The organism is Rhizobium sp. P44RR-XXIV, assembly GCF_001999485.2.
In the GTDB taxonomy this organism is placed as follows: domain Bacteria; phylum Pseudomonadota; class Alphaproteobacteria; order Rhizobiales; family Rhizobiaceae; genus Rhizobium.
Map to the genome: position 1 here is coordinate 586,236 of NZ_MPVZ02000027.1, position 26,201 is coordinate 612,436.

The window sequence follows — 26,201 nt, forward strand, 5'->3', positions numbered from 1 at the left end:
GAGCCCCCTATGCCGAATACAGCCTCATCCGCCATTCCAGCCGCCCCCGTTGCAAGCGATCGTGCGGCACTTCTGGCAAAGATACCCGATCTTGCAGCGGAGATCGCAAAGGAAGCGGCACGCCGTGACCTCGAACGTGAGCTGCCGCATGAGGCTTTTCGGTTGTTCAAGGAGGCCGGGCTCGGAGCCCTGCGTATCCCCGTAGCACTCGGCGGGCCAGGCGGCTCGGTGGTCGACTATATCGACATGATCATGGCGATCGGGGCTGCCGATTCCAACGTTGCCCATGCGCTTAGAAGCCACTTCAATTTTACCGAGGCCTTGCTGCTCAATCCCAACAGTGCGCTCGACCGCACCCAGCTTTCCCGTGTCCTGGGCGGCAAGCTCTTTGGCGGCGCCCATACCGAGCAGGGAACCAGGCGCCCGGGCGATGTGACGGCGCGGCTGACCAAATCAGGGGAAAGCTACAGGCTCAACGGTCGCAAATGGTACGCGACCGGCACGGCCTTTGCCGATTTCGCCTCGTTCAGCGCCAGGAATGATGAAGATCAGCTCGCGAGCGTGCTTTTGCCCGTCGACCGCAAGGGGATCACCATCCTCGACGATTGGGACGGCATGGGGCAGCGCCTGACGGCAAGCGGCGGCGTCCTGCTGGAGGACGTGGAGGTCCTGCCGCATGAAATCTCGACGCGCGGCCTGAACACGCTGATTGGCCGTCATACATCGACGCTACGCCAGCTTCACCTGGCAGCCTCGATGGCAGGTGCGGTTCGCGGCGTGCTTGCGGAGGGCACGGACTATGTGCGCAAACAGGCGCGCTCGGCGCCCATAGCGCGGCCGAGACGGCCAATGCCGATCCCTTCGTGCAGAAGATACTGGGCGAGATCGCCGCCGGGTCGTTTGCCGTCGACACGCTGATCCGCGAAAGCGCTCGTGCGCTCGATCGGACAGCGGAAGCCTTCGCCAGTGATGACCCGCAAAGGCTGGAGGCGGCTCTGGTCGAAAGCGCCCTGACGACCGCACGCACCCAGATCGTCGCATCACAGCTGGCGCTTGCGGCTGCGACCAACGTGTTCGAACTGGGCGGTGGTTCGGCGACGTCTCGTCATCTCAATCTCGACCGGCACTGGCGCAATATCCGTACCGTGCTCAACCATAACCCTCTGCTGCACAAGGCACGCGTGGTTGGCGACTATTACATCAACGGCACGGCGACGCATCTGGAAGAAGGCAAGGTCTTCTGAGCCATGCACGCGGATTTACGCTCACACCATTCGATCGTCATCGTCGGCGGCGGTTTTGCCGGCGCATTGACGGCTATCAAGTTGCTCGACCGGACCGAAGTCCCGCTATCGATCACGATCCTGGAGCCTCGGGAGGAGCTTGGACGCGGCGTCGCCTACAGCACGACCGAGGCTGTCCATCTCCTCAACGGTCCGGCCGGCACATTTTCAATTCATCCGGAAGAGCCGGACCATCTGACGCGCTGGCTCGCCGACAATGCCTCGCGCTATGGCTGGACGCTGCCTGCGGATATCTCCGCAAGCTTTCCGCCGCGCCATCTCTATGGCACTTACGTCCGCGATGAGCTGAGCCGCGCGATCGCACAGGCGCGTGCCGGATCGACTTTGCAGCATATCCGATCTTCGGCATCCGAACTTATTGCCGCGCCGCACAGGGTTCGGATCAAAACAGAGGATGGCAAACAGATCGAAGCGGATGAGGTGGTTCTGGCTCTTGGCGTGTTCCAGCCCGACCCCGCGCCGAGGGAAGCGCCTGTCGCAGGCCATCCGGCTTTTGCGGCTTCACCGTGGGATGCCACCGTACTCGACCGCCTTCGGGAGGCTGAAGAGATTCTTCTGATCGGCTCCAGCCTGTCGATGGTCGACGCGGTGGCCAGCATGGAGGCGCGGGGTTTTCGCGGTGGATATCATGTCATATCCCGTCGGGGCCAATTCATCGAAGACCGACGGGATGCCGAACCGGCGCGAGACTTCCTTGCCGAACAAGCATTTCCGACAACGGCACGCTCGTTGCTATCGATCGTCAAGTCGGAGCGTCGCGCGCTTGCCGCAGCCGGCAAGGACTGGCAAGGTCTGCCAATCGCCATTAGACCGCATATTCTGACGCTTTGGCAAAAGGCTGACGATGTCGAGCGCTTGCGCTTTGCCCGCCACCTTCGCGCTTTCTGGGATGTGACGGCGCATCGCGCGGCACCGGACAGCTACCATGCCGTCACTCAGGCGATCGCCGAGGGCCGCCTCCGGCACCAGACGGCGAGATTGATCGCAATGAAGCCCGCCGGCCGCCGGATCTCGGCGACGTTGAAGAGCCGAACCGGTGTTGAAACGCGCTCTTTCGGCGGGGTCATCGATTGCCGTGGCCATCAACTGCATGATTGGCGGCGCATTTCCGCCCCCTTTGTCCGCAGCCTGCTCGAAAGCGGTGAGGTTCGTCCGCACAACACCGGCTTCGGCATCGATGCCACTGTCGATGGTGATATCATCTCCGAGGAAGGGCGGATCCATCGCAACATCAGCGCGATCGGCCATCCGCTGCGCGGCGTGGCCTGGGAATCGAGTTCGATCACGGAACAGCGTGCCCAGGCGATCGCGCTTGCCGACCGCATTTTGGGCAAGCTTACGCCGCTTGCCCTTGTTGCCTCTTAAAGCATGGCAATAAAAAAGGGGCGTATCATCGCCCCTTTATAATCGTCTGACAGGTAGTGCCTCAGCCTTCGCCTTCCTTGATGTAGACATCGGCGAAATTCGATTGCACGCCTTCGACGCCGGTGGTGTGATTCTTGACGCGCTTGTTGAAGACGGTGACGTTTTCGAGCGCGATCAGATTGATCACCGGAAGGTCGTCGGCGATGATCTTCTGGAAGTCGTTGAATTCCTGCTTGCGCTTCGCCTCGTCAACCTCGACGGATGCAGCCTCGAGCAGGCGATCGACCTCCGGGTTCTGGTAGTGGCTGGCATTGGAAAACGGCAAACCGATCTTGAAGTTCTTCGACCAGTAGACACGCTGCACGCCAAGCGTCGGGTCGAACTGATTGCCGAGATATTCGGCGGTAAGATCGAAGGCGCGCTCGTTGTAGATCTTCTGGATATAGGTCGAAAAATCGTAGGAATCGATCTTGGCGATGATGCCGATGCGCGCAAGGTTTTGTTTCAAATATTCGGCGACGCGCTTGAAGCCTTCATTGTAGGAATTGTGGGTCAGACGAAGCGTGAAGCGGGTGCCGCTGCCATCGGGCTTGTAGCCTGCCTCGTCGAGCAATTTTTCGGCCGCCTTGAGATCGAAGGCATAGGGCTTGATAGAGGCGTCGGAATAATCAGGCAGGAAGGTGCTGATCGGCGTCGGAGAGACGTGGCCGTAACCGTACCAGACCGTATTGAGAATGACGTTGAGATCAATCGCATGGGCGATTGCGCGTCGGACGCGGACATCCTTCAGATAGTCGTTGTCGAGATTGAGGATGAGCTGCGTCTGGTCACCCTTGGTCTCGTAGCCGCGGGAATCAATACCGATGTTCGGCAGCGCCTTGATGCGCTCGAGATCGGCAAGGGGAATGGGATTGTCGCCACCGAGATCGAATTCGCCGGTCTCGAAGCCTGCTGCGCGAGCGGCGCCATCGGGCACGAAACGCACGACGACCTGGTCGAGATAGGGCTTGCCCGCGTCCCAATAATCCGGATTGCGCTCAAGGATGATATGGGAGCCGCGAACCCATTGCCGGAAGATGAAGGGGCCGGTGCCGATGGGGGCGCTGCCGTTCGGGTTGATCGGAACATCGGCGATCTTGACGCCTTCGTAGACATGTTTCGGCACGATGGGCGATTCTGCCGCATAGAGTGCTTTCAACAGGTAGGGTGCCGGTTTGGAGAGGCGGAAAATCGCCGTCAGATTGTCCGGCGTCTCCACTGCCGTGACATTGGCGAAGGTGCCACGTCCGCGGGGATGGACCTGCTTCAGAAGCTCGATCGAATAGGCCACATCGGCTGATGTGAATGGCTTGCCGTCATGCCATTTGACGTTCGGCCGCAATTTGAACGTATAGGTCAACCCATCGGCGCTCACAGACCATTCAGTGGCCAGTTGCGGCTTCGCCTTGAAGTCGAAATCGTAGGTCAGCAATCCCTCGGTGATCTTCGGGCTGATCTTCTGTGTGCCGCCGGCTGTATGGGCGAGAGCGAGGATCGTCGGCGGTTCAGGCTCGACGATGAAATTGAGCGTACCGCCTCGCGGTGGCTGCGTCTCGGTGGCATGGGTTTTGAGAGATGGCAGCAGCATCGCGGCGGTGGACAGCAGCAGCAGTTGGTTGAAACGGCGGCGGTTGATGGTCATGTCGTGGTCCCTTGCTGAAGCTGAAGCATCCGCGATCGGATAGGTGGCGGAGAGACCGCCAGTTCCGAAAGCCCGACCATCTTCAGGGTGCGGGCGTGCAAAACGGAAGAATGTTTTTCTCACCCGTCGGCGAAGAAAAGCTTTTCACGCTCCGTCTTGTTGGCGCAGCTACGAGTCCTGTAATCTAGTAAAAATATAGACTATTTCTCGATTTTAGTTTTTGCTTCCGCTGCCTTGGTGCAGCATGGAAGAAAATGTTCGTCGTCTTTCAGACAAACGCAAAGCGCGTTCTCGTCTTTGATGGTCGGTTTGTGCTGCAATCGGCTCATGAACACTGTTGCCAGCACACGAAAAAAAACCATCCAGCCGACCTTGGCGCGCTTGCCGCCATTGACGTCGCTGCGCGCCTTCGTCGCCACCGCGCGGCACCTGAATTTTCTCGGTGCTGCCGATGAATTACACGTCACCTCGGCGGCCGTCGGCCAGCAGATCCGGCTGCTGGAGGATTATCTCGGGCAGCCGCTTTTCCACCGGACACGCGGACAGCTGCAACTGACCACCGCCGGCCTTTCTCTGGTTCCCGGCCTGACGGATGCATTCGATGCCGTGTTGGCAACGATGACACAGTTCGTCGCCAGCGATCACGATCTGCCCATCCGCGTTTCAGTGGCTCCGTCCTTTGCCAGCAAGTGGCTGATCCCGCGATTGAACGGTCTGAGACGCGCCGCACCGGGCCTGCAGGTTCTGGTCGACGCATCGACGCAGCTGAGCGATCTCAACACGGATGACACGGATTGCGCTATCCGTTACGGCAGCGGCGGCTATCCGGGTCTTGTGGTCGATCATCTCTTCTCCGAGTCCGTCGTGCCGCTCTGCAATCCGGAGTTTGCAGAGCGGCACTGGCTCTGGAACGATCCGCAGGCGATCGAAGGTGTGCCGCTCCTGCATGAGGATGGCGCCGAACATGATCAGTCATGCCCAGACTGGAACGCCTGGCTGCGCGCCGAGGGTCTTTCCTATCGGCCCTCGCAGGGTGGTTTCCGTCTCAATCAATCATCCCTCGTCATCGACGCGGCGCTGGCGGGGCAGGGGCTTGGCCTCGGGAAGGTGCGTCTGGCGGAAGCGGAGTTGAGGGCGGGACGATTGGTCAGTCCTTTCGGCAGCCCGCAGCCCGTCAGCTTTTCCTATTTCTTCGTGACGACGCCGGCCAAGGCACGGCTCGCGCGCGTGGAGTTGTTTCGCAATTGGCTTCAGGCCGAGACCAAGGCGCTGCGGGCAATCAGCGATGTCTTGCTGTGGAATTCACCCCGCAGGCTCGACATCGCCGCCGCCGAGTAGGGGGACTACTTCAGCTTGAAGCCGAGGCGCTGCGCCGCGGCGCCAAGCAGATGCCGACCTTTCAGGGCCGCGACCGTGCTGATCCTGTTCTTCACCTGCTCGGTCCAGTCCAAAAGCGGCATGCCTTGCTCGGTCTGGAAGTCGCGCAAAACCGCATTGTAGTGTTTCAGGTCATCCGGCCGCCGGCTCTCATCGTAGCGCTCACGATGCAGAACGGTGGTCTGTGGCAGCCTCGGCTTGACCGCGGCCGGCACCCCCGGATCGGGATAGCCGACCGTCAGACCGAAGACCGGAAACACGCCCTCCGGCAATCCCAGCTCCCGCGCGACCGCTTCCGGATCGTTGCGGATCGCGCCAATATAGCAGGTGCCAAGGCCCTGCGACTCCAGGGCGACGACTGCGTTCTGCGCTGCAAGGGCTGCATCTATGACGGCAAGCAGGAAGCTCTCGACATAGTCCAGGCCCTCTGCCGGAGAGCCTTGGTCCGTGGCAATGCCGCGCGGTCTTGAAAGGTCCGCGAGCCAGATCAGCAGCAGCGGTGCCTGCGTGATCTGCCGCTGTGTGCCGGCGACCGTATTCAGCCTCTCTTTACGCACTTCGCCTTCGACGGCAACGACGCTCCAGGCCTGCAGATTGGATGAGCTCGGGGCTGATTGCGCGGCAGCCACCGCGAGACGGACGGCACTTTCCGGGACTGCCTTTGGCAGATAGCTGCGGACGGTGCGATGCGACAGAAGTGTTTCGACGGTTTCGTTCCAGTCTGCACCAAGCTGTTGCTCAGCGTCGCGATAGCGCTCTTCGGCAAGGCTTGCCAGTCGATGTGGCGCGGAGACCTTGGCGGTCGCAAATGACGTCATGCTCTATTCTCCTTCATTCGGCTGCAATGGCGTAGGGGTTGGCGGGCCGGGCGAGGCCGAGATGATCCCGCATAGTCTGGCCGGTATAGGCTTGGCGGAAAAGACCGCGACGACGCAGGATCGGCACGACTTCGTCGACGAAGACCTCCAGGCCGTGCGGCAGCACATCCGGCATCAGGTTGAAACCATCAGCGGCACCGGCGCGATACCATGTCTCGATATCGTCGGCGATTGCATCCGGCGTGCCGACGATGGTGCGGTGGCCGGTTCCGCCGTTCAGCGCGCGGATCAGGCCGCGCACGGTCAGTTTCTCGCGTTTGGCAAGGGCAAGGGTTGCCCGGAAGAAAGTATGGCCGCCATCCGGCGGCAGCGGAATATCATCCGGCAGCGGCTCGTCCAGCTTCAGCCGTTTCGGATCGATTTGGAGAACGCCGGAGAGCCGTGCAAGGCTGTATTCCAGCGGGATAAGTTCACGCAATTCCTCTTGCCGCCGCTTCGCCTCAGCCTCCGTGCTGCCGATGATCGTCGCGAGGCCGGCAAGGACCAGCAGGCTATTGGGTGCGCGGCCATAGCGGGCCGCGCGTGCCCGCAAGTCCCGGGCATAGTCGAGGGCTTCCTCAAACGACTGTGAGGCGGAAAAGACGGCTTCGGCATGTTGCGCCGCCAGCTCCCTGCCATCATCGGAACCGCCCGCCTGAACGAGAACGGGATGGCCCTGCGGCGGGCGCGGAACATTGTGCGGGCCATGAACGGAAAAATGCTTGCCGCGATGGGCGATGGGATGGACCTTGGCGGGATCGACGAAACGACCGTTGGCGACATCGCCGATGAAGGCATCTTCCTCCCAGCTGTCCCAGAGCGCCTTTACGACGGCGGTAAACTCGGCGGCACGCTCATAGCGACCATGATGCTCGACCGGCTTTTCCAGCCCGAAATTCCGGCTTTGCGAGAGGTCGGCGCTGGTGACGATGTTCCAGCCGACACGGCCGCCGCTTGCATGGTCGAGCGTCGCGAAGCGGCGGGCGATATTGTAGGGCTCGTTGTAGGTGGTAGAAGCCGTGGCGATAAGGCCGATATGCTGTGTGTGGGCGGCGACGGTCGCCAGCACGATCGTCGGTTCCAGCGAGGTGAGCGGTCTGAAATCGACCGATCGGAGATGGCCGCCTGATCGGCGAGGAAGACCGCGTCGAAGGTACCGCGTTCGGCAATGCGGGCAACGTTGATGTAGTGATTGATATCGAAGGACGCGCGTGGGTCGCTTCCCTCCATTCGCCAGGCTGCCGGCGAGAAGCCGGAATGCAGGATGTTGATGTTGAGATGAAGCTCGCGTTTCTGGCTCACTGAAATATCCCCGGTTCCGGAAACTCGCCAGTCAAGAACCATGTGCCGACATTGCGGGTCTTGTATTCAGCGGGATTGTGAAGCGTGTGGATGCGCGCATTGCGCCAGAAGCGGTCGAACCCAAGTGGTCTGACGGCGGAGCGGGCGCCCATCACCTCGAAGATCTCGCTGGTGACGTCAAGAGCGACGCGGCCGGCCAATACATTGGCCGAGGCGACGGCAATCGCCGCTTCGCCACGGTCGTCTGCCGTCAGATACGGTCCCTTGGCGTAAACGGCATCGAGCGCCGCCAGGGCGCGGTCGGCGAGTGCGGTTGCCGCCTGCACCTTGATCCAGAGCTCGCCATATTGCCGTTTGATCCAGGGATCGTCCGAATGTCGTTCGACACCGGAATAGATCCAGGGCCGCGATTGCGTGACGGTATAGTCTCGGGCGGCAATCAGCGCGCCCTGCGCTGTGCCGACGAAGACATTGAGCAACACACTCTGCTGCTGCAAAGGGGCCAACAGGGTGATCGGATCGTGCGGTCGCTCCGGCAGGATCTCGCCGGCATCGATCACCACGTCCTTGTAGAAGACACGGCCGCTTCCGGTCTGCCTCTGGCCGATCCCGTCCCAGTCCTCGGCGATGGTAATGCCCTCTCGGTTCGCCGGTATATAGGCGAAGCTCCGCTGGTTGGTCTCTTCATCCTCCCAGGCGACCATCAGATAGTCGGCGACATGCGACCCGGAGGCGAATGGCCGGAAGCCGTTGAGAATGACTCTGCCCTGATCACGCCGACCGAAAAGGCTCTTGGAAAAGCTGTTGGTCGTATTGCCCCAGAACCAGCGACCGGCGGCCGAGCGGCGCAGGATATCACGCGAACGTTCGTCGGGGCCGGTGTTGACAGCATTCTGCAGCGGGCTGAAGTGATAGCCGTAGAGATGGGCCACCGACCCGTCCACCTTGGCGAATTCGCGGACAATCCGCATGGCGGTGGAGTAGCGCTCGCCGGCACCACCGAACTCTTTGGGGATCAGTAGATTGACGAGGCCGGTTTCCTTCAGGAGCCCGATCTGCTCGTCAGGCCTGCCGCCCAATTGATCCCGCTCGATAGCATCCCTGGCGAAGATTTCGCGCAGTTCGGCCGCCTTGGCGAGATGGGGATTGGTCTTGTCGGTTTCGAACAGTGCCGGCAACAGGTGGGGCGGCTCGAAGCCATTTGGTTTGATAGTCATGTCGCTCCCCGTTCATTTGTGCAGGCGCGGAAATCCGTGCCGTTCGGTCAGCAGCTCGAGAATGCGATCGGTCGAATTGACGAACCGCTTTCCCTCGCGCTCGCTCGCATCTGCAGGAGGGTTTTCCGCCAGAATGAAGAGCGGCAGCGACTGGTTTTCCTCGCCAACGACGTCGATCACTTGTCGTCGCGGGCGCGCAAAAGCGACCCGCTCGACATCGATCCTGGAAGCAAGGTTCGGAAATGCGGCAAGCAGGCCTTCGATGGAATTGCAGTAAGGGCAAACGAAGCTGACGCCCGGATGCTTGGGGTCGGCAAAGCCCGGCGAGATCAGAAACAGTTTGTCGCGTGCCATGGATCTTCTCCTATTCTGCTGCAGCCGCATTGCCTGCGGAAAATCGATTGACGGGGCGCTTGAAGCCAAGGTTTTCGCGCAGCGTCGTACCCTGATATTCGGTTCGGAACAGGCCGCGACGGCGCAGCTCCGGCACGACGAGCGTTATGAAGTCGGCAAGCCCGCCGGGCATGATCGGCGCCATGATGTTGAAGCCGTCGGCGCCGTAATTCTCGAACCGCTCTTCCATGACGTCGGCGATCTGGGTGGGTGTTCCCACAACCTGCCAGTGACCGCGCGCGCCGGCGATGCGCAGATAGAGCTGGCGAATGGTCAGGTTCTCGCGACGGGCAAGATCGAGCACCAGTTCCTGGCGGCTCTTGCCGGCATTCGTGGCCGGTGGGTTGGGCGGCACGGGACCGTCAAGCGGATAAGAACTGAGATCGACGCCGGTCAATTGCGACAGGAGGTTGAGGCCAACTTCGGGCTGGATCAGGTTCTGCAACGCTTCGAACTTGTCCTGTGCTTCCGCCTCGCTGCGCCCGACCACCGGGAAGATACCCGGCAGGATCTTCAGGTCGTCGTCAGAGCGGCCGTATTTGCCGAGCCGCCCCTTGACGTCGGCATAGTAGGCCTTGGCCTCGTCAAGCGTGATCTGCGCGGCAAAGATCGCTTCTGCCGTCCGCGCCGCGAGCTCCTTGCCGGGCTCGGAGGCGCCTGCCTGCACCACCACCGGTCGCCCTTGCGGCGAGGGCGGTATGTTCAGTGGCCCGCGCACCTTGAAGTGACGTCCTTTGTGGTCCAGCCGGTGTAGCTTTTCCGGATCGAAGTAGCGGCCGCTCTCGCGATCGCGGGGGAAGGCATCGTCCTCCCAGCTGTCCCAGAGGCCGAGTACCACGTCTGCGAATTCTTCTGCGCGATCATAGCGGTCCGCATGCAGGACCTGCGTGTCGTGACCGAAATTGAAGGCGGCTTCCGGATCGGAGGACGTCACCAGGTTCCAGCCGGCACGACCGCCGCTCAGCCGGTCGAGCGAACCGAACTGGCGGGCAAGGTTGAAGGGATCGGAAAAGCTCGTCGACGCGGTTGCGATCAGGCCGATATTGCGGGTGACGCTGGCAAGGGCGGATAGAAGCGTGATCGGTTCAAACGGGTACACGCCGTTATGCGCCTTTCGGCTGGCGGCGTTGACATCCTTCAACCGTGCCGCAACCCCATCGGCAAAGAAAATGGTATCGAACTTGGCTGCCTCCGCAAGCTTGGCAAGCTCGAGATAGTTTTCGAATTCCGTGCCGACGGAGGCCTCGGGATGACGCCAGGCCGCGACGTGATGGCCGGTAAAGAGCAGGAAGGCGCCGAGCTTGATCTGGTCCTTGCGTCTCGCCATGGGGAATCCTTTCAGCGATACATAGCCGGCGTCGGAAGCTCACCGGTCAGCAGCCATGTGCCGATCGTGCGCTTCTTGTATTCGGCGGGGTTGTGGAGCGTGTGGGTGCGGACATTGCGCCAGAAGCGGTCGAAGCCTTTGGCTGTCGTCGCCGATCGTGCCCCCATGACCTCGAAGATCTCGCTGGAGACGGCAAGGCCGATCTCGCCGGCATAGATGTTGGCGGTGGCGATATCGATGGCAGCAAGGCCACGGTCTTCATGGGTCAGACCAGGCCCCTGGTTGAATGCCGCGTCGAGACTGCGGGCAGCCTTGTCGGCAAGCTCGGTGGCGGCCAGCGCGCGAATATAGAGATCGCCATATTGCCGCTTGATCCAGGGATCGTCGGTATGATTTTCGACACCGGAATAGATCCAAGGGCGCGACGATGTCGTCGTGTAGGCCCTACCTTGTTCCAGCGCGCCCTGGGCGCTGCCGACGAAGACGTTGAGCAGCACGCTTTGCTGCAGCAGGGAGGTCAGCGATGTATAGGGTGTCAGCGGGATGGCGGGCGAGCTGATGAGCTCATCATCCTCGATCTGGAGATCATGGAAGCTGACCGTGCCGCTGCCGGTCTGGCGTTGGCCGATGCCATCCCAATCGTCTTCGATGACGATCCCGTCACGGTCGGCTGGAACGGCAGCGGTGAGGCGATCGCCCTTTGCGGTCTCGAATGAGATCTGGATATAGTCGGCAATGTGGGAGCCCGACGAGAAGGGGCGTTTGCCGTTGACAAGCCAGCCCTTGTCGATCCGCCGCCCCGATGAGGTCTTCGACATGGCGTTGCCGGAATTGCCCCAGACGAGATTTCCGGCAGCCGAGGCACGCAGCAAATGGTCCTTCTGGGCATTCGAACCGCGGAAAAGAACGAGGTTCAGCGGCAAGTGGTGATAGCCGAACAGATGGGCGAGCGAACCGTCCGTGCGGGCGAATTCCCTGACGACACGCAGGATGGAAAGCCAGGAAGCGCCCTTTCCGCCGTATTGGACGGGAATTTGTGCGGATGGCAACCCGCTCTGCTTCAGCAAACGGATCGGTTCAGTCGGCCTGCCGCCAAGCTTGTCGCGTTCAACGGCGTCCTGATGGAATGCGTGCCTGAGTTCGATGGCTTTGGCGACCAAAGGATCGGAACTGTCGGAATTGAAAGACATGTCTGCTCCACGCCGATGGATCGTCACGGCGCTGCGCCGCTGGTGGTGTGAAGGGTTCGGCGAGTGTCGTCGCAAGTCCAGCAATATCTATTTGATCCCGCGGGAAGAAATTCTTTCCCGAGCAAGGATGCGGGCGGATGGCAATATGAATGCCCGGACTTCCTGAGAGGTCGTGGCGAAACGTTCTCCGTCCGATCGTTGCTGTGCGCGACGACAAATCCGAGGCGGCGCCGCTAAATAGAATATAATTTCTATAGATTATTGGATTTAATGATTAGCCTTCCTCCCGCTGCCATGAGGGAGAAGACGATGACGGGTAAACGACGCCAGCTGAAGCTTGGAGCATTTCTTTATCCGACGGGCCACCACATTGCTGCCTGGCGACATCCTTTGGCGCAAGCCGATGCCGGTTCCAATTTTGGCCATTACGTCGAGCTTGCGCAAATCGCCGAGGCGGCAAAATTCGATCTCATCTTCATGGCGGACGGTGTTGGAACGCGTGGAGCAGACACTGAGGCCTTGCATCGGACGGCGATCCGCTACGTCGCGCAGTTCGAGCCGATCACGCTGTTGTCGGCGCTGGCCGCGGTGACGCGAAATATAGGGTTCGTTGCCACCGCCTCGACGTCCTTCAACGAGCCGTACCACATCGCGCGCAAATTCGCCTCCCTCGACCATATCAGCGGTGGTCGCGCCGGCTGGAACCTGGTGACGTCCTCGAGCGACCATGAGGCGCATAATTTCGGTCGGGACGAGCACTATGCCCATGCCGAACGCTACGAGCGGGCGGAAGAATTTGCCGATGTGGTGCGCGGCTTGTGGGACACCTGGGAAGAGGACGCATTCCCCCGCGACAAGCAGAGCGGCGTCTATTATGATCCAGACAAGCAGCACATCCTCAACCACAAGGGCAAACACTTCAAGGTGCGAGGCCCGCTGAATGTCGCGCGTGCGCCGCAGGGACATCCGGTTCTGGTGCAGGCGGGCTCCTCCGAGCCGGGCAGGGAGCTTGCGGCCCGCACCGCCGAGGTCGTCTTCACCGCGCATCAGACAATTGAGGATGCGAGAACCTTCTATGCGGATCTCAAGGGCCGGCTGGGGAGATACGGTCGCGACCAGGATGATCTCAAGATCATGCCGGGCATCTTTCCCGTCGTCGGCAGGACACGGGCGGAGGCGGAGGACAAATTCGCTGAGATCCAGGAGCTGATCCATCCGGCCGTCGGGCTTTCCCTCTTGAACGGCATGTCCGGCGGTGTCGACCTGTCGCAATATCCTGTCGACGGCCCCGTTCCCGAGTTGCCGGAGACCAATGGCAGCAAGAGCCGCCAAAAGCTGCTGTTCGACCTGGCACGGCGTGAAAATCTGACCATCCGGCAGCTCTACCTTCGCATTGCCGGCGCGCGTGGACACTGGCAGATCGTCGGAACGCCCGTTCAGATCGCCGATCAGATGGAGGAGTGGTTCAGGGCGGGTGCGGCTGACGGGTTCAATGTTATGCCGCCGCAACTGCCGACCGGCCTCTACGACTTCATCGAGCATGTGCTGCCCGAGTTGCGCCGACGGGGTCTGTTCCGCAGCGAGTACGAGGGCAAGACGCTGCGTGAAAATCTCGGGCTGAAGGTGCCGCGGCATCCGGCGCGGCACGCCGTGGCTGCGGAGTAGGCGGCGATGGGCAATTCCCTGCATCTCCAGATCTGTCACGTCACGCGTCGGTTCAAGGTCAATGGCGAGACGTTGACCGCGCTCGACGATGTCAGCCTCGATATTGCCGAGGGCGAATTCGTCACCATCGTCGGCGCGAGCGGCTGCGGGAAATCAACATTGCTGCGCCTGGGCGCGGGCCTCGACACCCCCACCTCCGGTTTCGTCGGCCATGCCGGGCGGCCGGTCACCGAGCCGAGTCTCGAGCGCGGCATCGTCTTTCAGGAGCCGCGGCTTTTCCCCTGGTTGACGGTCGCGCGCAACATCGCACTCGGCCTGGAAAATTCCGGCCTGTCGAAAGCGGAAAAGAAAAGGCTGGTCGAATCCCACCTCGAGCTTGTCGGTCTATCAGGCTTTGCCAACGCCTATCCGCATCAGCTTTCCGGCGGCATGGCGCAGCGCGCCGGCATTGCCAGAGGCCTGGTCAATCGACCGAATGCGTTGTTTCTCGATGAACCGTTCGGAGCGCTCGATGCGATTACCAAGGCAAGGCTGCAGGATGAGCTTCAGGATATCTGGGCCAAGGAGCGCATCACCATGGTCCTGGTGACGCATGATGTCGAGGAGGCTGTCTACCTCGGCGATCGTGTCGTCGTCATGTCACCGCAGCCCGGCCGCATTCGCGACATCATCCCGGTGGACCTGCCGCGGCCGCGCGCCCGAACCTCACCGAGGCTGGTCGAGGTCCGCAATCGCGTTCTCGAAAGCCTCAACGCAACAACCTCAATACCTGCAGGTGCTCGCGCGATACCCGTGGCAGGCAGCCGCGTCACCGAGACGCGACCCACCATCGCCGCCGCAGAATAGATAAACGGAGAATAACAATGAAGCTGCTATCCATCCCGCGTTTGGTTGCCGGGGCCGCCATTGCCCTGACCATGCTTTCGGTCTCCGCCCGGGCTGAGGACCCATTGGTCATTCATGTCGGCTACGCCGCGATCGGCATCGACAATCGCCCTTACTCGGAGGGGACTTCGGCGGCAACGGCGCGCGCTGGTGATTTTCTGGAAAAGGAATTTGCCGGCGACCCCAATGTCAAGATCGAATGGACCTTTTTCAAGGGCGCCGGCCCGGCCGTGAACGAAGGCTTTGCCAATGACCAGCTTGATTTTGCCTATCAGGGCGATCTGCCGGCGCTGATTGGGCGGGCGACCGGCCTGAAGACGAGGTTCCTGCTGGCAAGCGGCGCCCGCAAGCCGCTTTATCTCGCCGTCGCCAAGGGATCCGGCATCAAGACGATCGAGGATCTGAAGGGCCGCAAGATCGCGTTGCAGCGCGGAACCAATGGCCACCTTGCCGCGATCAAGGTTTTGCAGGCACATGGGCTGACCGAACGGGACGTGCAGGTTGTCAATCTCGACAGCGCCGGAACCGTGGCGGCGCTGACCAGCAAGGACATCGACGCCGCATTCGGCGACACGCAGCTCATCAACTTGGCGGCCAAGGATAGCGCCGACATCATCTATACGACCAAGGGTGACGATCCGCGCTTCGGCCGCAATGCCGGCATTATCGGCCGTCAGGCTTTCATCGAAGCCCATCCGGAGATCACGCAGCGCGTTGTCGATGCCTTCGTCAAGGCGGCGCAATGGTCCTCCGAAGAGCCGAACCGCGCTCAGCTCTTCGAACTCTGGCACAAGTCCGGTACGCCGGTGCCGATCCTCGAGGAGTATTTCCGCAACGATACGCTGGCCTATCGCAATTCACCGCTGATTGATGACCTGCTCGTCTCGCAGTACAAGGAACAGGCCGTCAAGAGCAAGGAATACGGTCTAATTCGTCGTGACGTCGATCTCAACGGCTGGTTCGAGCCGAAGTACCTCGACAATGCTCTGGAAAGGCTTGGTTTGAAGAAGTTCTGGCAACCCTATGGCGCGGATGGCAAACCGGTTTCCTCGTGAACCATGGCTATCGATCTCGGTGGAGCAGGTTGGCATGAGCATTGTGATTGAGGCTGCCAACCGTACCGATATGCAGCCACCTTCTGCGAGACTGAAGCGTCTCGTTGTGTTCGCGACAGGCCTGATCTTTCCGCTCGGTTTGCTTGGCCTCTGGTGGGTCTCCTCCATCAAGGGCTGGCTGCCGGAACAGATCCTTCCGGCGCCTGCCTATGTCTACCAGACGGGCCGCGACATGATGCTGAGCGGCGAGCTTCCCTATCACACAGGGGTGAGCCTGGTGCGTGTTATCATCGGCTTTGCGATCGGCGCGGCGTTGGGGCTGCTTCTCGGCATCGCGATGGGGCTTTCCGAGAGGGTGGAGGACTACGTAAAGCCGCTTTTTCTTGCCTTTGCGCAGATCCCGACACTCGGGTGGATCCCGCTCCTGATGCTGTTTGTCGGCATCGAGGAGACGTTGAAGATCATCATTATTGCCAAGGGCGCCATCGTGCCGATGACGCTGAATACGCTGACAGGAATTCGCGGCGTTTCGCCTAGATATATCGAGGTCGGCAGGGCATTGCGCTTCAGTCGCTGGCAGACGTTGCGGCTCATCATATTGCCCGGCGCCATCCCCTCGATATTCACCGGTATCCGCTACGGGCTGACGCATTCCTGGACGGCGCTGGTCGGGGTCGAATTGCTCGCCTCCTCGGAAGGGCTTGGATACCTTTTGGTCTGGGGGCGGCAGATGTTCTGGCTCGACACGGTCATCGTCGCGATGATCGCCATCGGGCTTGTCGGTTTCATCATGGACAAGGGGCTGGATCGCGTCGAGTTGTCGATCCAGCGCTGGAAACGGCAGGAGATCTGAGGATGGCGAGTGTTAGCCGTTTCGTCCGCTTTCGCCGCGGCATCACATTGCCGATCCTTCTCTTCGTTGCTTGGGAAGTCTCAAGTCGGACCGGTCTTGTCGATGCGCGTTTCCTGCCGTCTCTGGAAGATGTCGCCGCAACCGCCAAGCGCGAGCTGATCGACAATGATCTCATTGGCGAGCTGGGCTTCAGCCTGATGCGCAATATCGCCGGGTTTCTGATCGGCTGCGTGCTTGGTGTCGGCTTCGCAAGCGTGCTTGCCTTGTCGCGCATTGCCGACCGGCTTTTGATGCCGACTTTCAACGGGCTGAAGCAGATATCCCTGCTTGCCTGGATCCCGCTGATTTCGGTCTGGTTCGGTTTTGGCGAACAGGCAAAGATCGTCTTTGTCGCCCTTGCCGCCTTCATACCCATTGTTCTCAATAGCTATGACGGCATGCGCCAGGCGCCGGTTGATCTGCTGGAGGTTGCGAGGGCGCTGAAGTTCAATGCGCGTCAAAAGGCGTTGCGGATCTATATCCCGGCGGCCATGCCGTCGATCGCCACCGGCGTCCATCTGGGCTTGATCTATGCGTGGCTGGCGACCGTTGGAGCAGAATATTTCCTCGCGGTCGGCCCAGGGGTCGGCGGGTTGGTGATCGCCGGACGCGAGAGGTTCGACATGGCGCTTGTCATGGTTGGCGTTCTCGTGCTTGGCCTGGTCGGCTTCACCCTCAATCGTCTCGCCTATATGCTGGAGGCTTACTTGTTGCGCTGGCGGCCGAAGCAGGCCGCCTAGGTCACCAGCTCGCCCGACCTTGCGGCGCTTTGCCAATTCTGCGTGCGAAAGTCGACGAGCAGCAAGGCTATTTCATAGCCGCGGCGTTGCAGCCAATGGGCGACGGTGCGGGCGCGAACGCCAAGCAGATCGTCGATCAGAACGACCCGCGAGCCTCGCACTGCAATGGTGCGGTAGGCGACACCCAGCAACTGCCCGCCTTCGGAGGAGAAGGTTCCGTCAAGATGCGCCTTCTCGAATTCTTCGGGCGTCCGGACATCGAGCAGGTAGGTCGTTCGCTCGGCATCGGTGGACCATTTTCTCGCCGTATCGATATCGATTTCGGGAAAGCGGTCCTGGCTGCTCAGTGTTGCAATATGCTTGCGTGCAAAGTCCCGGGCCACATCGCTTGGGTCCTGATAGATGCGTGTCTTTCCGCTTTCCAGCTGAAGTCCCGCGGCGGTCCAGGCTTTCGTTCCGTCATCAAGGTATGAAACCTCGTTTGGAACCTGTGCGTCGATGAGAGTTTGAGCCCCAAGAATAGCGCGCGGTAGCCCGGCACAGGAAACGACGATCTTTGTGCTTTCCGAGGGCACCAGATCCTTGTAGCGCAGAACCAGCTCAGCCCCCGGCACGCTGACTGCACCCGGCACGTGATCGCGCGTAAATTCCGCCACGGTGCGCGTATCGATGACGATGATGTCTTCGCCTGCGTCCTGCAGCGTCTTCAGTTCCAGTGCCGAGATGACCGGTGTTTTCTTTTCTTTTTCGACAGCCTTGACGAAGTCGACGCCGGGTATGTCGAATGTCGGTAGGGGCACTCCATCGCCCGTGGACGTCCAGGCCGGTATGCCGCCCTCAAGCACAAAGACATTTGGCCAGCCGCCGATCTCGAGTTCGTTTGCCACGCGCGAGGCGACGCCATCACCGCCGTCGACAAGGACCGTGCGAACGGCCTTGCGCGGCACGAAGCGGATAAGTTCGCCGGCGACGCGCTCGGCCGGCAGGTTGGTTGCAAACAGCGGCGAGGCATATCCGACAAGTTCAGCGTCACGAATATCCAGCACGGCCAGCTCGCGGCCGTCCCGCAGCCAGCTGCGAAGGGTATCGGTGGAAATTGTCTTCCGGCTCATGGTTTGCTCCCGTGTGGTGCTGTTTTCACAGGTAAGCCTAGTCTCCGCAGTGGAGCGTGGCGACGACGGCGCATGCGCGATCGCCTGCCAAATGAAAAAGTGTTTTCGTAGTCTATAAAATCTATAGATAAAATTTTCTTACGATGAGGCCAATGCTTTCCTAGTGTTCACATCATTGAACAGCGACGTCCTCGGCAGTGCAAATCTTATCTGCCGCGCCCTTAATCGACAGGCGGATCAGATCGCTGGAAGGCAAGCTTATGATACGTCGCCAATTCGCACAGGCCCTTAATCGAGGAACATCTCATGACCCGGATCAATGAAGGCTGGGGCAGCGGTCCTAGTGCTCGCTATGAAGAGATCGCCGCGCATTTCCGGCCGATTTTCGAGCAGATCGCCCGGTCCGCCATCGAGCGCGATCAGGAGCGGCGCCTGCCTTTCAAGGAGGTGCAATGGCTGCGTGAGGCGGGATTTGGCGGACTTCGAATCCCCAAGGCCTACGGCGGAAGCGAAGTGACGCTGCCGGAGCTGTTTGCCCTTCTGATCGAGCTATCGGCTGCGGACCCCAACATCACGAATATTTTCCGAAGTCACCAAGGCTTCACCGAGGATCTCCTGAACGCTCCCCGCGATCTATGGCGAGACGAATGGCTGTCCCGTCTGGGCGGCGGCGAGATGGTTGGCAGCGGTTTCTCGGAGCTCGCCGGGGCCAAGGTCGGAGACTATGCGACGACGATCATTCCGGATGGCGATGGCTATCGTCTGAACGGCGAGAAATTCTATACGACCGGTTCGATCTATGCCGATTGGATTAACCTTGGTGCCGTCGATGCAGCGGGAGAGCCGGTGGCCGCACTGGTGCCTACATCTGCTGCAGGTGTCGAAATCCTCGATGACTGGGATGGCTTTGGACAGGCTCTGAGCGGCAGCGGCACGGCACGGTTCAAGAATGTCCGGCTGGAAAACTTCCATATCAAGCCGAACTCCGCGCGCTTTCCCTATACGACGGCATTCTTCCAACTTGTGCACCTTGCAAGCCTCGCCGGCATCGGTCGAGCCGCCGCCACGGAACTATCCCGACACGTCGGCGCGCGGGCCCGCATATATCCCCGCGGCAACGGCGCTGCGAGCGCGGACGATCCTCAGGTTCTCGAAGTGGTCGGACGGGTGAGGGGACCGGCCTATGCCGCTGGCGCCATCGTGCTGAATGTCGCCGCCGCTCTCCAGCGATCCCATGACGCCAATCTCGCCGGAATAGACCCGGACGAGACGAATATCCATCTGCTTGCGGAAATCGAATTGAGCCAGTCGGTAACCGTCATTTCGAAACTAATCCTGGAGGCGACGACGGTGCTCTTCGATGCGCTCGGCGCTTCGGCCGCCAAACGGGCTACGGCTCTCGATCGACACTGGCGCAACGCCCGCACGATCACGTCCCACAATCCGCGCATCTATCACGACCGCGTCGTCGGTGAATTTGCCGTGTCCGGCAAGAAGCCGGTCGCGGTCGGCTATCGGAAGATCATCACACCCTTTGACACTACAAGCGAATTGGCTTGATGGGGCGGGTAGTAAGACGCATGGCAAGTGCTTCAGTCAATCATTGCGAAATCGGGATGACCGGCAGCAGGGCGGTTGCGGATACGACTGTTCGCCGAACCGCCATTATGTCGGCGAACAGATCGGAAATGGAGCTTACCGACGAACTGGTGTCCCTCAGCCTGCGCGTGGAAATCGATCCCGGTCCTGATCCGTTGCGAATACCGATCACAGAAAGCGAGACCGAGGCGCTGGCGGAGCGGCTCTGCGAGGAGTCCGGCGATGACCCGCTTTGGGTATTTGCCTATGGTTCATTGATATGGAAGCCGGACTTTGACGCGGTCGAGGCGCGTGTCGGAACTGTTAAGGGGTGGCATCGATCGTTCTGTCTGCAGATGACACGTTGGCGGGGTTCGCAGACGCAGCCGGGGCTGATGCTCGCCCTTAAGCGGGGCGGTCATTGCAAGGCCGTCGTTTTCAGACTTGATGACGATGACCGGTTGGGCCAGATGCGGCGCATGCTTCGCCGGGAGATCGGTACGCTTGAGGACGCCGCGACGATCCGGTGGATCCAGGTTCAGACGCAGCAAGGTCCGGTGCGTGCCCTGGTCTTCTGGGCTGGCCCGAAAGGAGGGCGGGTTACATCGAAACTGCCCCTCGAGAAGGTGGCCGGAGTTTTGGCCCGAGCCTGCGGGCATAGAGGCTCTTGTGCAGAATATCTGTATCTGACGGTCAAGCATCTGGAGGAATGGGGAATTCGCGATCGCGATTTATGGCTATTGCAGCAGCTTGTTGCGAAGGAGATTAGATCAATCCACAAAGTAGGCGGTGCGGCTTCTACCGCCCCTTCGCCTAACACCTGAAAACATGATCCATAGTCCTAAGCTCGTTGATTCCAATTCGACGCGAACGTCCGCTAACTCGGATACGGACGCATGCGTTCAGCTTTGTATTGATCTCTGACCAGTCGATTCGACCTATGCGCGTAGCTGATCTTTCCCGATGATAGATCAGGTCAATCATGTACCCGGTAAATTTTTCGAGGTCGCCGGACAGCAGGGGCGGATCTCCGCAAAGGCTCGTATCTTTCGTTCGAAACTCTCCTGCAAAGTGCTTCCGGGCGTGCGGGACCATTCACGAAACTGGAGCTAGATCAATGAAGTACGCCAATCCACAATCCGGCGGAGGGAATTTTAAGCCGCGGATCTAATAGATTGCTGACAATGAATCGCGCGCGTAATTGGCGGTGCGCAGCATCCGAGCATGCCGCGGCTAACCAATAAGCTTCCGTTCGAGCGATGCCTTTACCTGCGGCCACTCATCGTCGATGATGCTGAAGCGAACGGAATTTCTTTTGCGACCATCTGGCATAATGCGCTCGTGCCGCACAATCCCTTCTTGCGTAGCGCCGATACGCAAGATGGCTGCCCGTGACTTCTCATTGATTTCGTCGGTCGTAAATTGGACCCGGACGCAGTGGAGCACTTCAAAGGCATAAGTCAGCAATAAATATTTCGCCTCGGTATTAACTCCCGTTCCCTGCATCGAAACGCTAAGCCAAGTATGGCCAATCTCAAGCTTTCGGTTGGCGCGGTCAATCTTCCAGAGCCGTGTGCTTCCAAGCGCCGCGCCGCTCATTGCATCTTCTATCACAAATGGCATCACGGTACCTTCCTGAGCCCCTCTCAGCGCAGCAACGATGTAGCCTTTGATGGTTTCCGGTCCGGGAATGACAGTGAATTTAAGCTCCCACAGGGTGCCGTCGCTGGCGGCCTGCAAAAGGCGAGGGCCATCGTTCACCGTCATTGGCCGCAGAACAACTCTCGACCCGGCAAGCGTTGGCTGCGAGTAGCCGGCTGAATGATCGTAGAGCGAAGACAAGCCGAAAACTCCTTCCAATTCCATCTAATCCGCGTTGTTGCGCGACAACATCAGCCAGATCCAAAATCACCATGTTTGTTGCTCAGCGCAGTGATTTTACCCACTTTGCCGCTGGGCGCTGACCCTATTGTGCGGATACAGGCCTATCAAGAGCTTCATTATTCTGGACCACTTGCGAGTTATTGCAAAAATGGCGATCAAGGTGAATTTCACATAGAATTGAACCCTTGGCCTATCGAGAGGCTGCTCAAGCAGGATAATCAGCCGTGGGAAGCGGTGTCGTTGGGGCGGAGATTGTCCCTTGCAGCGACGATGCGGGTTTCCAACATCCGCCGTGGCAATGAGCCAGGGATCAAAACATCAGACCCCGAATTGAACTAGCCCGGCTGTGAACCCATTTACCAGCGGGAGCATTGGCAACGCCCGGCTAATTCGAACCAACAGAGGTTCCGCGGTGACGCTAATCGGCCGTTTCAACTATAGGAGTTCTGGCAATGGTAACGGCATCCGCCTATTACGGCTACGATGATACCTTCGACCGCAATCGCCGTCTCCGGCGAATGGCCGCGGTCGCAACCTTCATGGACACCGCGGTTACGATCCCCTTCACCCGTATTCGATTTGGAGCGGACTCCATATTGGGGCTGGCTCCGGGACTGGGCGACGCAGCGGGGGCGGCTATCAGCCTCGTGCTCGTCAACGAGGCAAGGCGACTTGGATTGCCCAAGGAAAAACTGCTTGGCATGCTGCTCAACGTTGGCATTGATACATTCGGTGGTAGTGTGCCGATCATCGGCGACTTGTTCGACGTGTATTTCAAGGCAAACAAACGCAATGTCGATATCGTGCTCGACCATTTCGGGATGACGCGCGGTGATCTTGCCAAAACCCGTGTTTAACTTGCCGCTTTTGATTTATTGCTGCGAGGCGCGGACGGCCTAGTAAAGGTTTCCCTCAGATGCGCGGCAATGCCCGAACGGGTCGTTGGCTCGAATTCCTTCAAAACCGCCAAGGGTCGTCCTGCCGAAATCTCATCTGCTTAGCGAAATGAGTCTCTGGTGAACGCCCTAGGCATGTGCGCGACGCAGCTCGGTCGGCGACTGACCGTAGAGCCTGCGGAAGAGCCGTGCGAAGTGGGAAGCGCTATCAAAGCCAACCTCCAACGCGATCTCAATTAGCGGCGCCTTCGTCTGGAGGACCATCTGCCGGGCGCGTTCCATGCGAATGCGTTTGTAGACTATCCCGGGAGACGTTTTCATTTCCTCCATGAATAACCGTTCGAGCTGTCGCCGCGACAATCCCACGGATGCGGCAAGGTTTTCCGTCGGCACCACATCTTCAGTATGTCTCTCCATCGTTATCAGCACGGCCTTGAGGCGCGGATCCTGGCATTGGATGTCAAGCGGCTTGCGCGGCTGTATGTCCAGCCCGGATCGCGCCCGCTCGATCTGCAGCACTTCCAGGGCGTTCCGCTCCGCGTCCCTGCTGATGTGCCTTCGGACCAGAAAGGCGGCCATGTCGGCCGCTGTGCTACCGCCGGCGCAGGAGCCGCGGTTCCGGTCGAGATTGAACAGGCGGTCCGAGCGAACCGGATGGCCCGGGAATTGCTCACGATATGCCTGATAGTGCAGCCAGCTGACACAGGTTTGGTGCGATTTCATAAGCCCTAATCGGGCCAGAATAAATGTGCCGGTACAGAGCCCGATCAGCGGCACTTTTTGCGCTGCGGCTTTCTTCAGATAATCCGAAGTTTGACCGTCGATGGTGACATCGGAATTCAGAAGCCCGCCAACCACGACGATGTAGTGGAATTCGTGCGGGTCGATAAAATCCGAAGTCGGCGCGACCTGCACACCACAACTCGACGTAATGAGATGCCGGGTGCTGCCCAACACCTGCCAGTCGGCCAGAATCCGGCCGGATTTGTCAGCCTCGTCGCTTGCCAATCTTAGCGTATCGACGAACAACGCGAAGGCCGAAAGAGTAAATGATCGCGCAAGGATGAACCCAACTTTAAGGAGACCATGTCTAGCTTCATCTTTGACGGATTTCATAAAACGCCTCGCCCGGCCAAGCCCTTCTATTTTATCTGGAAACCATAGGCCAAGGGATCACGATCGTCGACGAAGATTGTGTTGTGGCCGATGATCTGTCCCTTCAGGGCCGAAATCTCCGCTGGCGACCAGACGATCCTTAGCAAGCTGATTATCCCCAGAATTGCTCGTTCGGCGAGGAAGTGATCATCGATTCCAATCATTGAGGCTGCTCGCCGCCCAATGGCAATTTTTTATTGCCGGGGTTTATCCCTTGGCCGCGTCGTCATTGCATCACGGCTTGATATGTCGCAAGCAGGTGGTATAGCGCCCTGACCATGTGGCGCCCACAGGAAAAAAAGTGACCATTACCGACAGTGTATCTCCAGACATTTATGCAATTGCCGACGTCCACGGGCGTGCTGATCTCATTGAGGCGATGCTTGGTTACATCGCGGATGCCTTGTATGGACAGCTATCCAAACCGATCATCATTTTCCTTGGCGATTTGATCGATCGTGGTCCGCATAGTCCGAAAGTGCTCGATCAGGTCGCCCTAACGCTTAATCGTTATCCCGGCTCCCGACTGATTCTCGGAAACCATGATTTTTATCTGCGTGAGCTGCTTCGTGGCACGCTCACCGATCAGGACGCCACGAACTGGATGGACTGGGGAGGGGTTGCAACTGTCAGTGCGTACTCTGATAGCCCGGTCCCGGATTTCCTGAATATAGCCGCAGATATCCGCCGCACCTTTCCCCATCATGTCGAACTGCTGGAAAATGCACTGACATGGATGGAGATCGGCCGTTACTGTTTTGTGCATGCCGGAATCCGGCCTGGAGTACCCCTCTCAGATCAAAGTGAGGATGATTTGCGTTGGATCAGGGCGGGTTTTCTCGACCATCTGGAAGGCTTTGAGCATGTCGTCTTGCACGGTCACACGATCACGCAGTCGCTGCAGCCCGAAATTTACCCTAACCGAATAGCGTTGGATACCGGAGCATACCGGACCGGCAGGCTGAGCGCCGCCGTAATCCGACGTGGTGAATTTTCACATTTCGTCTGCACCGAAGTGGTGGAGGGAGGCATCATCCAGGTCGGCGAATGGCGGCCAGGGTGAAGCCGTCTCCATGACAGCAGGTGATCGCTCGTATGAGACCAGGCCCACGCCACCATAAGCTGCAAGCAAAGGTTGATAGCAAGCGCCGTGATAGATGTGCCTCCCGCCGGCGCATATGGTTTTTGCCCACCAGGGAACCCAGGGACAGGCCGTTTCAGGGGCTCCTAACGGGGGCCATCATCGCCGTCCGTGATCGATCGAATCGCCGCTTGCAAGCGAACCTAGCCAGGTTCCATCGGGAAGGGTTGTGCTTGGGGGTCGGGGAGCGCCTGACGGCGCCGATCAATACATGCGCATTTGCCCCGAAAAGTGGAAGATAGCTGCGAAATTCTAGGGGCGCAGCCATCATGGTTGTTGAAGATCAGTCCCGAAACCTGACGTTGCGTGTGAGCTTGGCGATCTCCGCGATGGTTTCTTCCCCGGTCTTGCGATCGCGCTGCCAGATGTTGCACCCCACGATAACACCACGAGCGCCGCCGCGAATGGCCTGCGCCATGGCATCGATGGTCTCCGATGGCGGGCCAGAGAGGACCACCCGCTATAGCGAGCGGAACCTTCAACTCTTCGGACAGGCGCTTCGTACGCTCCTCGCCGGGGAAGGCGATCTTGATAATGTGAGCGCCCAGATCATAGGCGATGCGTGCAACTTTTTCTTCCTGGATGACGACTTCTTCCGTGCGGGGTGCACCCATGATGACCGGCTCGAGAATAAGCGGGATGTCCCAACGGTCGCACGACGCCACGCATGACTTTATGACCGGTCTTCCTAACAGCTCATTGATTGCTCCCGAATTTGCCAGACTGTCGGCGGCGGGAGACATCACAGTGAGTTGCCTGGATCTTGATGAGTTCAAGGAGGTCAACGATCAGCATGGGCACGCCGCAGGCGACAATCTTCTCAGGCAGGTGGTCGAGCATCTCAGAAAATGGTGCAGGAATGAAGACCTCGTTTTCCGATTGGGCGGTGACGAGTTCGCGATTTTGATGCCATTTGTCACGCCATATGAAGCCGAATTGCGTTGTCGGCAGCTCTCCTTGGTTCTGTCGAACCCGTATCTGCTTGACGGGGTCGAGGTGGTCGTTGGCGCGTCCTTCGGGATGACCGACATCCCGGCTCGAAGCGGCAGAAGTTGCGACGCGGTTCTCAAAGCGGCCGACGAAGCGCTCTACCAGGCCAAGGCACGGGGACGTGGCCACGTGATCGTGTCGAGTGACAGAGGGCAAGTGCGATCGGCCAGCTATGAAATTGCTTCCGTCTGAACC

Annotated in this window: 24 protein-coding genes and 2 pseudogenes; 13 read left to right on the forward strand and 13 right to left on the reverse strand. The window is 59.7% G+C overall.

Annotated elements, in window-relative coordinates:
* Positions 1 to 9 precede the first annotated feature (9 nt).
* Positions 10 to 1,244 (forward strand): annotated as a pseudogene (locus BSK43_RS15025) (acyl-CoA dehydrogenase family protein).
* A 3-nt stretch (positions 1,245 to 1,247) separates the two neighbouring features.
* Positions 1,248 to 2,669 carry an FAD/NAD(P)-binding protein gene (locus BSK43_RS15030; protein ID WP_077470874.1) on the forward strand — a complete coding sequence of 474 codons (1,422 nt, stop codon included), beginning with the start codon at positions 1,248 to 1,250 and terminating at the stop codon, positions 2,667 to 2,669.
* Between the two features lie 61 nt (positions 2,670 to 2,730).
* On the opposite strand, the gene BSK43_RS15035 is transcribed toward BSK43_RS15030, so the two are convergent.
* Both BSK43_RS15035 and BSK43_RS35080 read right to left on the reverse strand, forming a co-directional pair.
* Positions 2,731 to 4,350, reverse strand: a complete 1,620-nt coding sequence (locus BSK43_RS15035) for an ABC transporter substrate-binding protein (RefSeq protein WP_077470873.1) — start codon at positions 4,348 to 4,350, stop codon at positions 2,731 to 2,733.
* A gap of 200 nt (positions 4,351 to 4,550) precedes the next feature.
* Positions 4,551 to 4,769, reverse strand: a complete 219-nt coding sequence (locus tag BSK43_RS35080) for a hypothetical protein (RefSeq protein WP_169055385.1) — start codon at positions 4,767 to 4,769, stop codon at positions 4,551 to 4,553.
* Here BSK43_RS35080 and BSK43_RS15040 point away from each other — a divergent pair.
* Positions 4,678 to 5,688 carry a LysR substrate-binding domain-containing protein gene (locus BSK43_RS15040; RefSeq protein ID WP_077470872.1) on the forward strand — a complete coding sequence of 337 codons (1,011 nt, stop codon included), beginning with the start codon at positions 4,678 to 4,680 and terminating at the stop codon, positions 5,686 to 5,688. The genes BSK43_RS35080 and BSK43_RS15040 overlap by 92 nt on opposite strands.
* A gap of 5 nt (positions 5,689 to 5,693) precedes the next feature.
* Here the strand turns inward: BSK43_RS15040 and BSK43_RS15045 are convergent, their stop codons facing one another.
* From BSK43_RS15045 to BSK43_RS15070, 6 genes and pseudogenes are all read right to left on the reverse strand, one after another.
* Positions 5,694 to 6,545, reverse strand: coding sequence for an NADPH-dependent oxidoreductase (locus tag BSK43_RS15045; protein ID WP_077470871.1), 852 nt, complete (start codon positions 6,543 to 6,545; stop codon positions 5,694 to 5,696).
* 13 nt (positions 6,546 to 6,558) lie between these two features.
* A pseudogene (locus BSK43_RS15050) lies at positions 6,559 to 7,928 on the reverse strand (LLM class flavin-dependent oxidoreductase).
* On the reverse strand, positions 7,883 to 9,103 hold the full coding sequence (locus BSK43_RS15055) for an acyl-CoA dehydrogenase family protein (RefSeq protein ID WP_077470870.1): 1,221 nt from the start codon (positions 9,101 to 9,103) through the stop codon (positions 7,883 to 7,885). The pseudogene BSK43_RS15050 and the gene BSK43_RS15055 overlap by 46 nt, the downstream one beginning before the upstream one ends.
* 12 nt (positions 9,104 to 9,115) lie before the next feature.
* On the reverse strand, positions 9,116 to 9,457 hold the full coding sequence (locus BSK43_RS15060; protein WP_068392028.1) for a DUF3088 domain-containing protein: 342 nt from the start codon (positions 9,455 to 9,457) through the stop codon (positions 9,116 to 9,118).
* Between the two features lie 10 nt (positions 9,458 to 9,467).
* A complete protein-coding gene (locus BSK43_RS15065) occupies positions 9,468 to 10,823 on the reverse strand; it encodes an LLM class flavin-dependent oxidoreductase (protein ID WP_077470869.1) in 1,356 nt (451 codons plus the stop codon).
* A gap of 11 nt (positions 10,824 to 10,834) precedes the next feature.
* Positions 10,835 to 12,013 (reverse strand): acyl-CoA dehydrogenase family protein, encoded by a 1,179-nt coding sequence (locus BSK43_RS15070; protein ID WP_077470868.1) that lies wholly within the window; start codon positions 12,011 to 12,013, stop codon positions 10,835 to 10,837.
* A gap of 309 nt (positions 12,014 to 12,322) precedes the next feature.
* Here BSK43_RS15070 and BSK43_RS15075 point away from each other — a divergent pair, with 309 nt between their 5' ends.
* The 5 genes from BSK43_RS15075 (at position 12,323) to BSK43_RS15095 (ending at position 17,250) form a co-directional block, all read left to right on the forward strand.
* Positions 12,323 to 13,678, forward strand: a complete 1,356-nt coding sequence (locus BSK43_RS15075) for an LLM class flavin-dependent oxidoreductase (RefSeq protein WP_077470867.1) — start codon at positions 12,323 to 12,325, stop codon at positions 13,676 to 13,678.
* A 6-nt stretch (positions 13,679 to 13,684) separates the two neighbouring features.
* The gene (locus tag BSK43_RS15080) at positions 13,685 to 14,524 is read left to right on the forward strand and encodes an ABC transporter ATP-binding protein (RefSeq protein ID WP_068392036.1); all 840 of its coding nucleotides are present in this window, start codon (positions 13,685 to 13,687) and stop codon (positions 14,522 to 14,524) included.
* 17 nt (positions 14,525 to 14,541) lie between these two features.
* On the forward strand, positions 14,542 to 15,618 hold the full coding sequence (locus tag BSK43_RS15085; protein WP_077470866.1) for an ABC transporter substrate-binding protein: 1,077 nt from the start codon (positions 14,542 to 14,544) through the stop codon (positions 15,616 to 15,618).
* A gap of 70 nt (positions 15,619 to 15,688) precedes the next feature.
* Complete coding sequence (locus BSK43_RS15090; protein WP_246662614.1) at positions 15,689 to 16,471, forward strand: ABC transporter permease; 783 nt, start codon at positions 15,689 to 15,691, stop codon at positions 16,469 to 16,471.
* Positions 16,472 to 16,473: 2 nt separating this feature from the next.
* Positions 16,474 to 17,250, forward strand: a complete 777-nt coding sequence (locus BSK43_RS15095; RefSeq protein WP_077470865.1) for an ABC transporter permease — start codon at positions 16,474 to 16,476, stop codon at positions 17,248 to 17,250.
* Here BSK43_RS15095 and BSK43_RS15100 read toward each other — a convergent pair.
* The gene (locus tag BSK43_RS15100; RefSeq protein WP_077470864.1) at positions 17,247 to 18,362 is read right to left on the reverse strand and encodes a rhodanese-like domain-containing protein; all 1,116 of its coding nucleotides are present in this window, start codon (positions 18,360 to 18,362) and stop codon (positions 17,247 to 17,249) included. The genes BSK43_RS15095 and BSK43_RS15100 overlap by 4 nt on opposite strands.
* Before the next feature lie 306 nt (positions 18,363 to 18,668).
* Between BSK43_RS15100 and BSK43_RS15105 the strand changes: the two genes are divergently transcribed.
* Both BSK43_RS15105 and BSK43_RS15110 read left to right on the forward strand, forming a co-directional pair.
* A complete protein-coding gene (locus tag BSK43_RS15105; RefSeq protein WP_077470863.1) occupies positions 18,669 to 19,922 on the forward strand; it encodes an acyl-CoA dehydrogenase family protein in 1,254 nt (417 codons plus the stop codon).
* Between the two features lie 56 nt (positions 19,923 to 19,978).
* Entirely contained in the window at positions 19,979 to 20,764 is a 786-nt protein-coding gene (locus tag BSK43_RS15110) for a gamma-glutamylcyclotransferase (RefSeq protein ID WP_077470862.1), read from the forward strand.
* A 409-nt stretch (positions 20,765 to 21,173) separates the two neighbouring features.
* Here BSK43_RS15110 and BSK43_RS15115 read toward each other — a convergent pair whose 3' ends face one another.
* On the reverse strand, positions 21,174 to 21,782 hold the full coding sequence (locus tag BSK43_RS15115) for a GNAT family protein (RefSeq protein WP_246662586.1): 609 nt from the start codon (positions 21,780 to 21,782) through the stop codon (positions 21,174 to 21,176).
* Positions 21,783 to 22,276: 494 nt separating this feature from the next.
* Between BSK43_RS15115 and BSK43_RS15120 the strand changes: the two genes are divergently transcribed.
* Positions 22,277 to 22,681 (forward strand): DUF4112 domain-containing protein, encoded by a 405-nt coding sequence (locus tag BSK43_RS15120; RefSeq protein WP_077470860.1) that lies wholly within the window; start codon positions 22,277 to 22,279, stop codon positions 22,679 to 22,681.
* A 168-nt stretch (positions 22,682 to 22,849) separates the two neighbouring features.
* Here the strand turns inward: BSK43_RS15120 and BSK43_RS15125 are convergent, their stop codons facing one another.
* Together BSK43_RS15125 and BSK43_RS35085 are read right to left on the reverse strand one after the other, a co-directional pair.
* Positions 22,850 to 23,836, reverse strand: a complete 987-nt coding sequence (locus tag BSK43_RS15125; protein WP_136686960.1) for a GlxA family transcriptional regulator — start codon at positions 23,834 to 23,836, stop codon at positions 22,850 to 22,852.
* A gap of 26 nt (positions 23,837 to 23,862) precedes the next feature.
* Positions 23,863 to 24,039 carry a hypothetical protein gene (locus BSK43_RS35085; RefSeq protein WP_169055386.1) on the reverse strand — a complete coding sequence of 59 codons (177 nt, stop codon included), beginning with the start codon at positions 24,037 to 24,039 and terminating at the stop codon, positions 23,863 to 23,865.
* A gap of 137 nt (positions 24,040 to 24,176) precedes the next feature.
* Here BSK43_RS35085 and BSK43_RS15130 point away from each other — a divergent pair, with 137 nt between their 5' ends.
* Positions 24,177 to 24,938 (forward strand): metallophosphoesterase, encoded by a 762-nt coding sequence (locus BSK43_RS15130; RefSeq protein ID WP_077472351.1) that lies wholly within the window; start codon positions 24,177 to 24,179, stop codon positions 24,936 to 24,938.
* Between the two features lie 361 nt (positions 24,939 to 25,299).
* Here the strand turns inward: BSK43_RS15130 and BSK43_RS35975 are convergent, their stop codons facing one another.
* On the reverse strand, positions 25,300 to 25,434 hold the full coding sequence (locus BSK43_RS35975) for a hypothetical protein (RefSeq protein ID WP_281406632.1): 135 nt from the start codon (positions 25,432 to 25,434) through the stop codon (positions 25,300 to 25,302).
* Positions 25,435 to 25,628: 194 nt separating this feature from the next.
* Between BSK43_RS35975 and BSK43_RS15140 the strand changes: the two genes are divergently transcribed.
* Positions 25,629 to 26,198, forward strand: coding sequence for a GGDEF domain-containing protein (locus BSK43_RS15140; protein WP_205910615.1), 570 nt, complete (start codon positions 25,629 to 25,631; stop codon positions 26,196 to 26,198).
* The last annotated feature ends 3 nt before the right edge of the window (positions 26,199 to 26,201 follow it).

What these genes read in the sequence shown, in the direction of transcription:
- BSK43_RS15065 (WP_077470869.1), bottom strand. Translation starts at nt 10,823, where the DNA reads ATGGCGAGACGCAAGGACCAGATCAAGCTCGGCGCCTTCCTGCTCTTT.
- BSK43_RS35085 (WP_169055386.1), bottom strand. Translation starts at nt 24,039, where the DNA reads ATGATTGGAATCGATGATCACTTCCTCGCCGAACGAGCAATTCTGGGG.
- BSK43_RS35975 (WP_281406632.1), bottom strand. Translation starts at nt 25,434, where the DNA reads ATGGCGCAGGCCATTCGCGGCGGCGCTCGTGGTGTTATCGTGGGGTGC.
- BSK43_RS15120 (WP_077470860.1), top strand. Translation starts at nt 22,277, where the DNA reads ATGGTAACGGCATCCGCCTATTACGGCTACGATGATACCTTCGACCGC.
- BSK43_RS15100 (WP_077470864.1), bottom strand. Translation starts at nt 18,362, where the DNA reads ATGAGCCGGAAGACAATTTCCACCGATACCCTTCGCAGCTGGCTGCGG.
- BSK43_RS15060 (WP_068392028.1), bottom strand. Translation starts at nt 9,457, where the DNA reads ATGGCACGCGACAAACTGTTTCTGATCTCGCCGGGCTTTGCCGACCCC.
- BSK43_RS15055 (WP_077470870.1), bottom strand. Translation starts at nt 9,103, where the DNA reads ATGACTATCAAACCAAATGGCTTCGAGCCGCCCCACCTGTTGCCGGCA.
- BSK43_RS15030 (WP_077470874.1), top strand. Translation starts at nt 1,248, where the DNA reads ATGCACGCGGATTTACGCTCACACCATTCGATCGTCATCGTCGGCGGC.
- BSK43_RS15090 (WP_246662614.1), top strand. Translation starts at nt 15,689, where the DNA reads ATGCAGCCACCTTCTGCGAGACTGAAGCGTCTCGTTGTGTTCGCGACA.
- BSK43_RS15075 (WP_077470867.1), top strand. Translation starts at nt 12,323, where the DNA reads ATGACGGGTAAACGACGCCAGCTGAAGCTTGGAGCATTTCTTTATCCG.
- BSK43_RS15085 (WP_077470866.1), top strand. Translation starts at nt 14,542, where the DNA reads ATGAAGCTGCTATCCATCCCGCGTTTGGTTGCCGGGGCCGCCATTGCC.
- BSK43_RS15140 (WP_205910615.1), top strand. Translation starts at nt 25,629, where the DNA reads ATGATGACCGGCTCGAGAATAAGCGGGATGTCCCAACGGTCGCACGAC.
- BSK43_RS15035 (WP_077470873.1), bottom strand. Translation starts at nt 4,350, where the DNA reads ATGACCATCAACCGCCGCCGTTTCAACCAACTGCTGCTGCTGTCCACC.
- BSK43_RS15070 (WP_077470868.1), bottom strand. Translation starts at nt 12,013, where the DNA reads ATGTCTTTCAATTCCGACAGTTCCGATCCTTTGGTCGCCAAAGCCATC.
- BSK43_RS15045 (WP_077470871.1), bottom strand. Translation starts at nt 6,545, where the DNA reads ATGACGTCATTTGCGACCGCCAAGGTCTCCGCGCCACATCGACTGGCA.
- BSK43_RS15125 (WP_136686960.1), bottom strand. Translation starts at nt 23,836, where the DNA reads ATGAAATCCGTCAAAGATGAAGCTAGACATGGTCTCCTTAAAGTTGGG.
- BSK43_RS15105 (WP_077470863.1), top strand. Translation starts at nt 18,669, where the DNA reads ATGACCCGGATCAATGAAGGCTGGGGCAGCGGTCCTAGTGCTCGCTAT.
- BSK43_RS15095 (WP_077470865.1), top strand. Translation starts at nt 16,474, where the DNA reads ATGGCGAGTGTTAGCCGTTTCGTCCGCTTTCGCCGCGGCATCACATTG.
- BSK43_RS15040 (WP_077470872.1), top strand. Translation starts at nt 4,678, where the DNA reads ATGAACACTGTTGCCAGCACACGAAAAAAAACCATCCAGCCGACCTTG.
- BSK43_RS15080 (WP_068392036.1), top strand. Translation starts at nt 13,685, where the DNA reads ATGGGCAATTCCCTGCATCTCCAGATCTGTCACGTCACGCGTCGGTTC.
- BSK43_RS15110 (WP_077470862.1), top strand. Translation starts at nt 19,979, where the DNA reads ATGACCGGCAGCAGGGCGGTTGCGGATACGACTGTTCGCCGAACCGCC.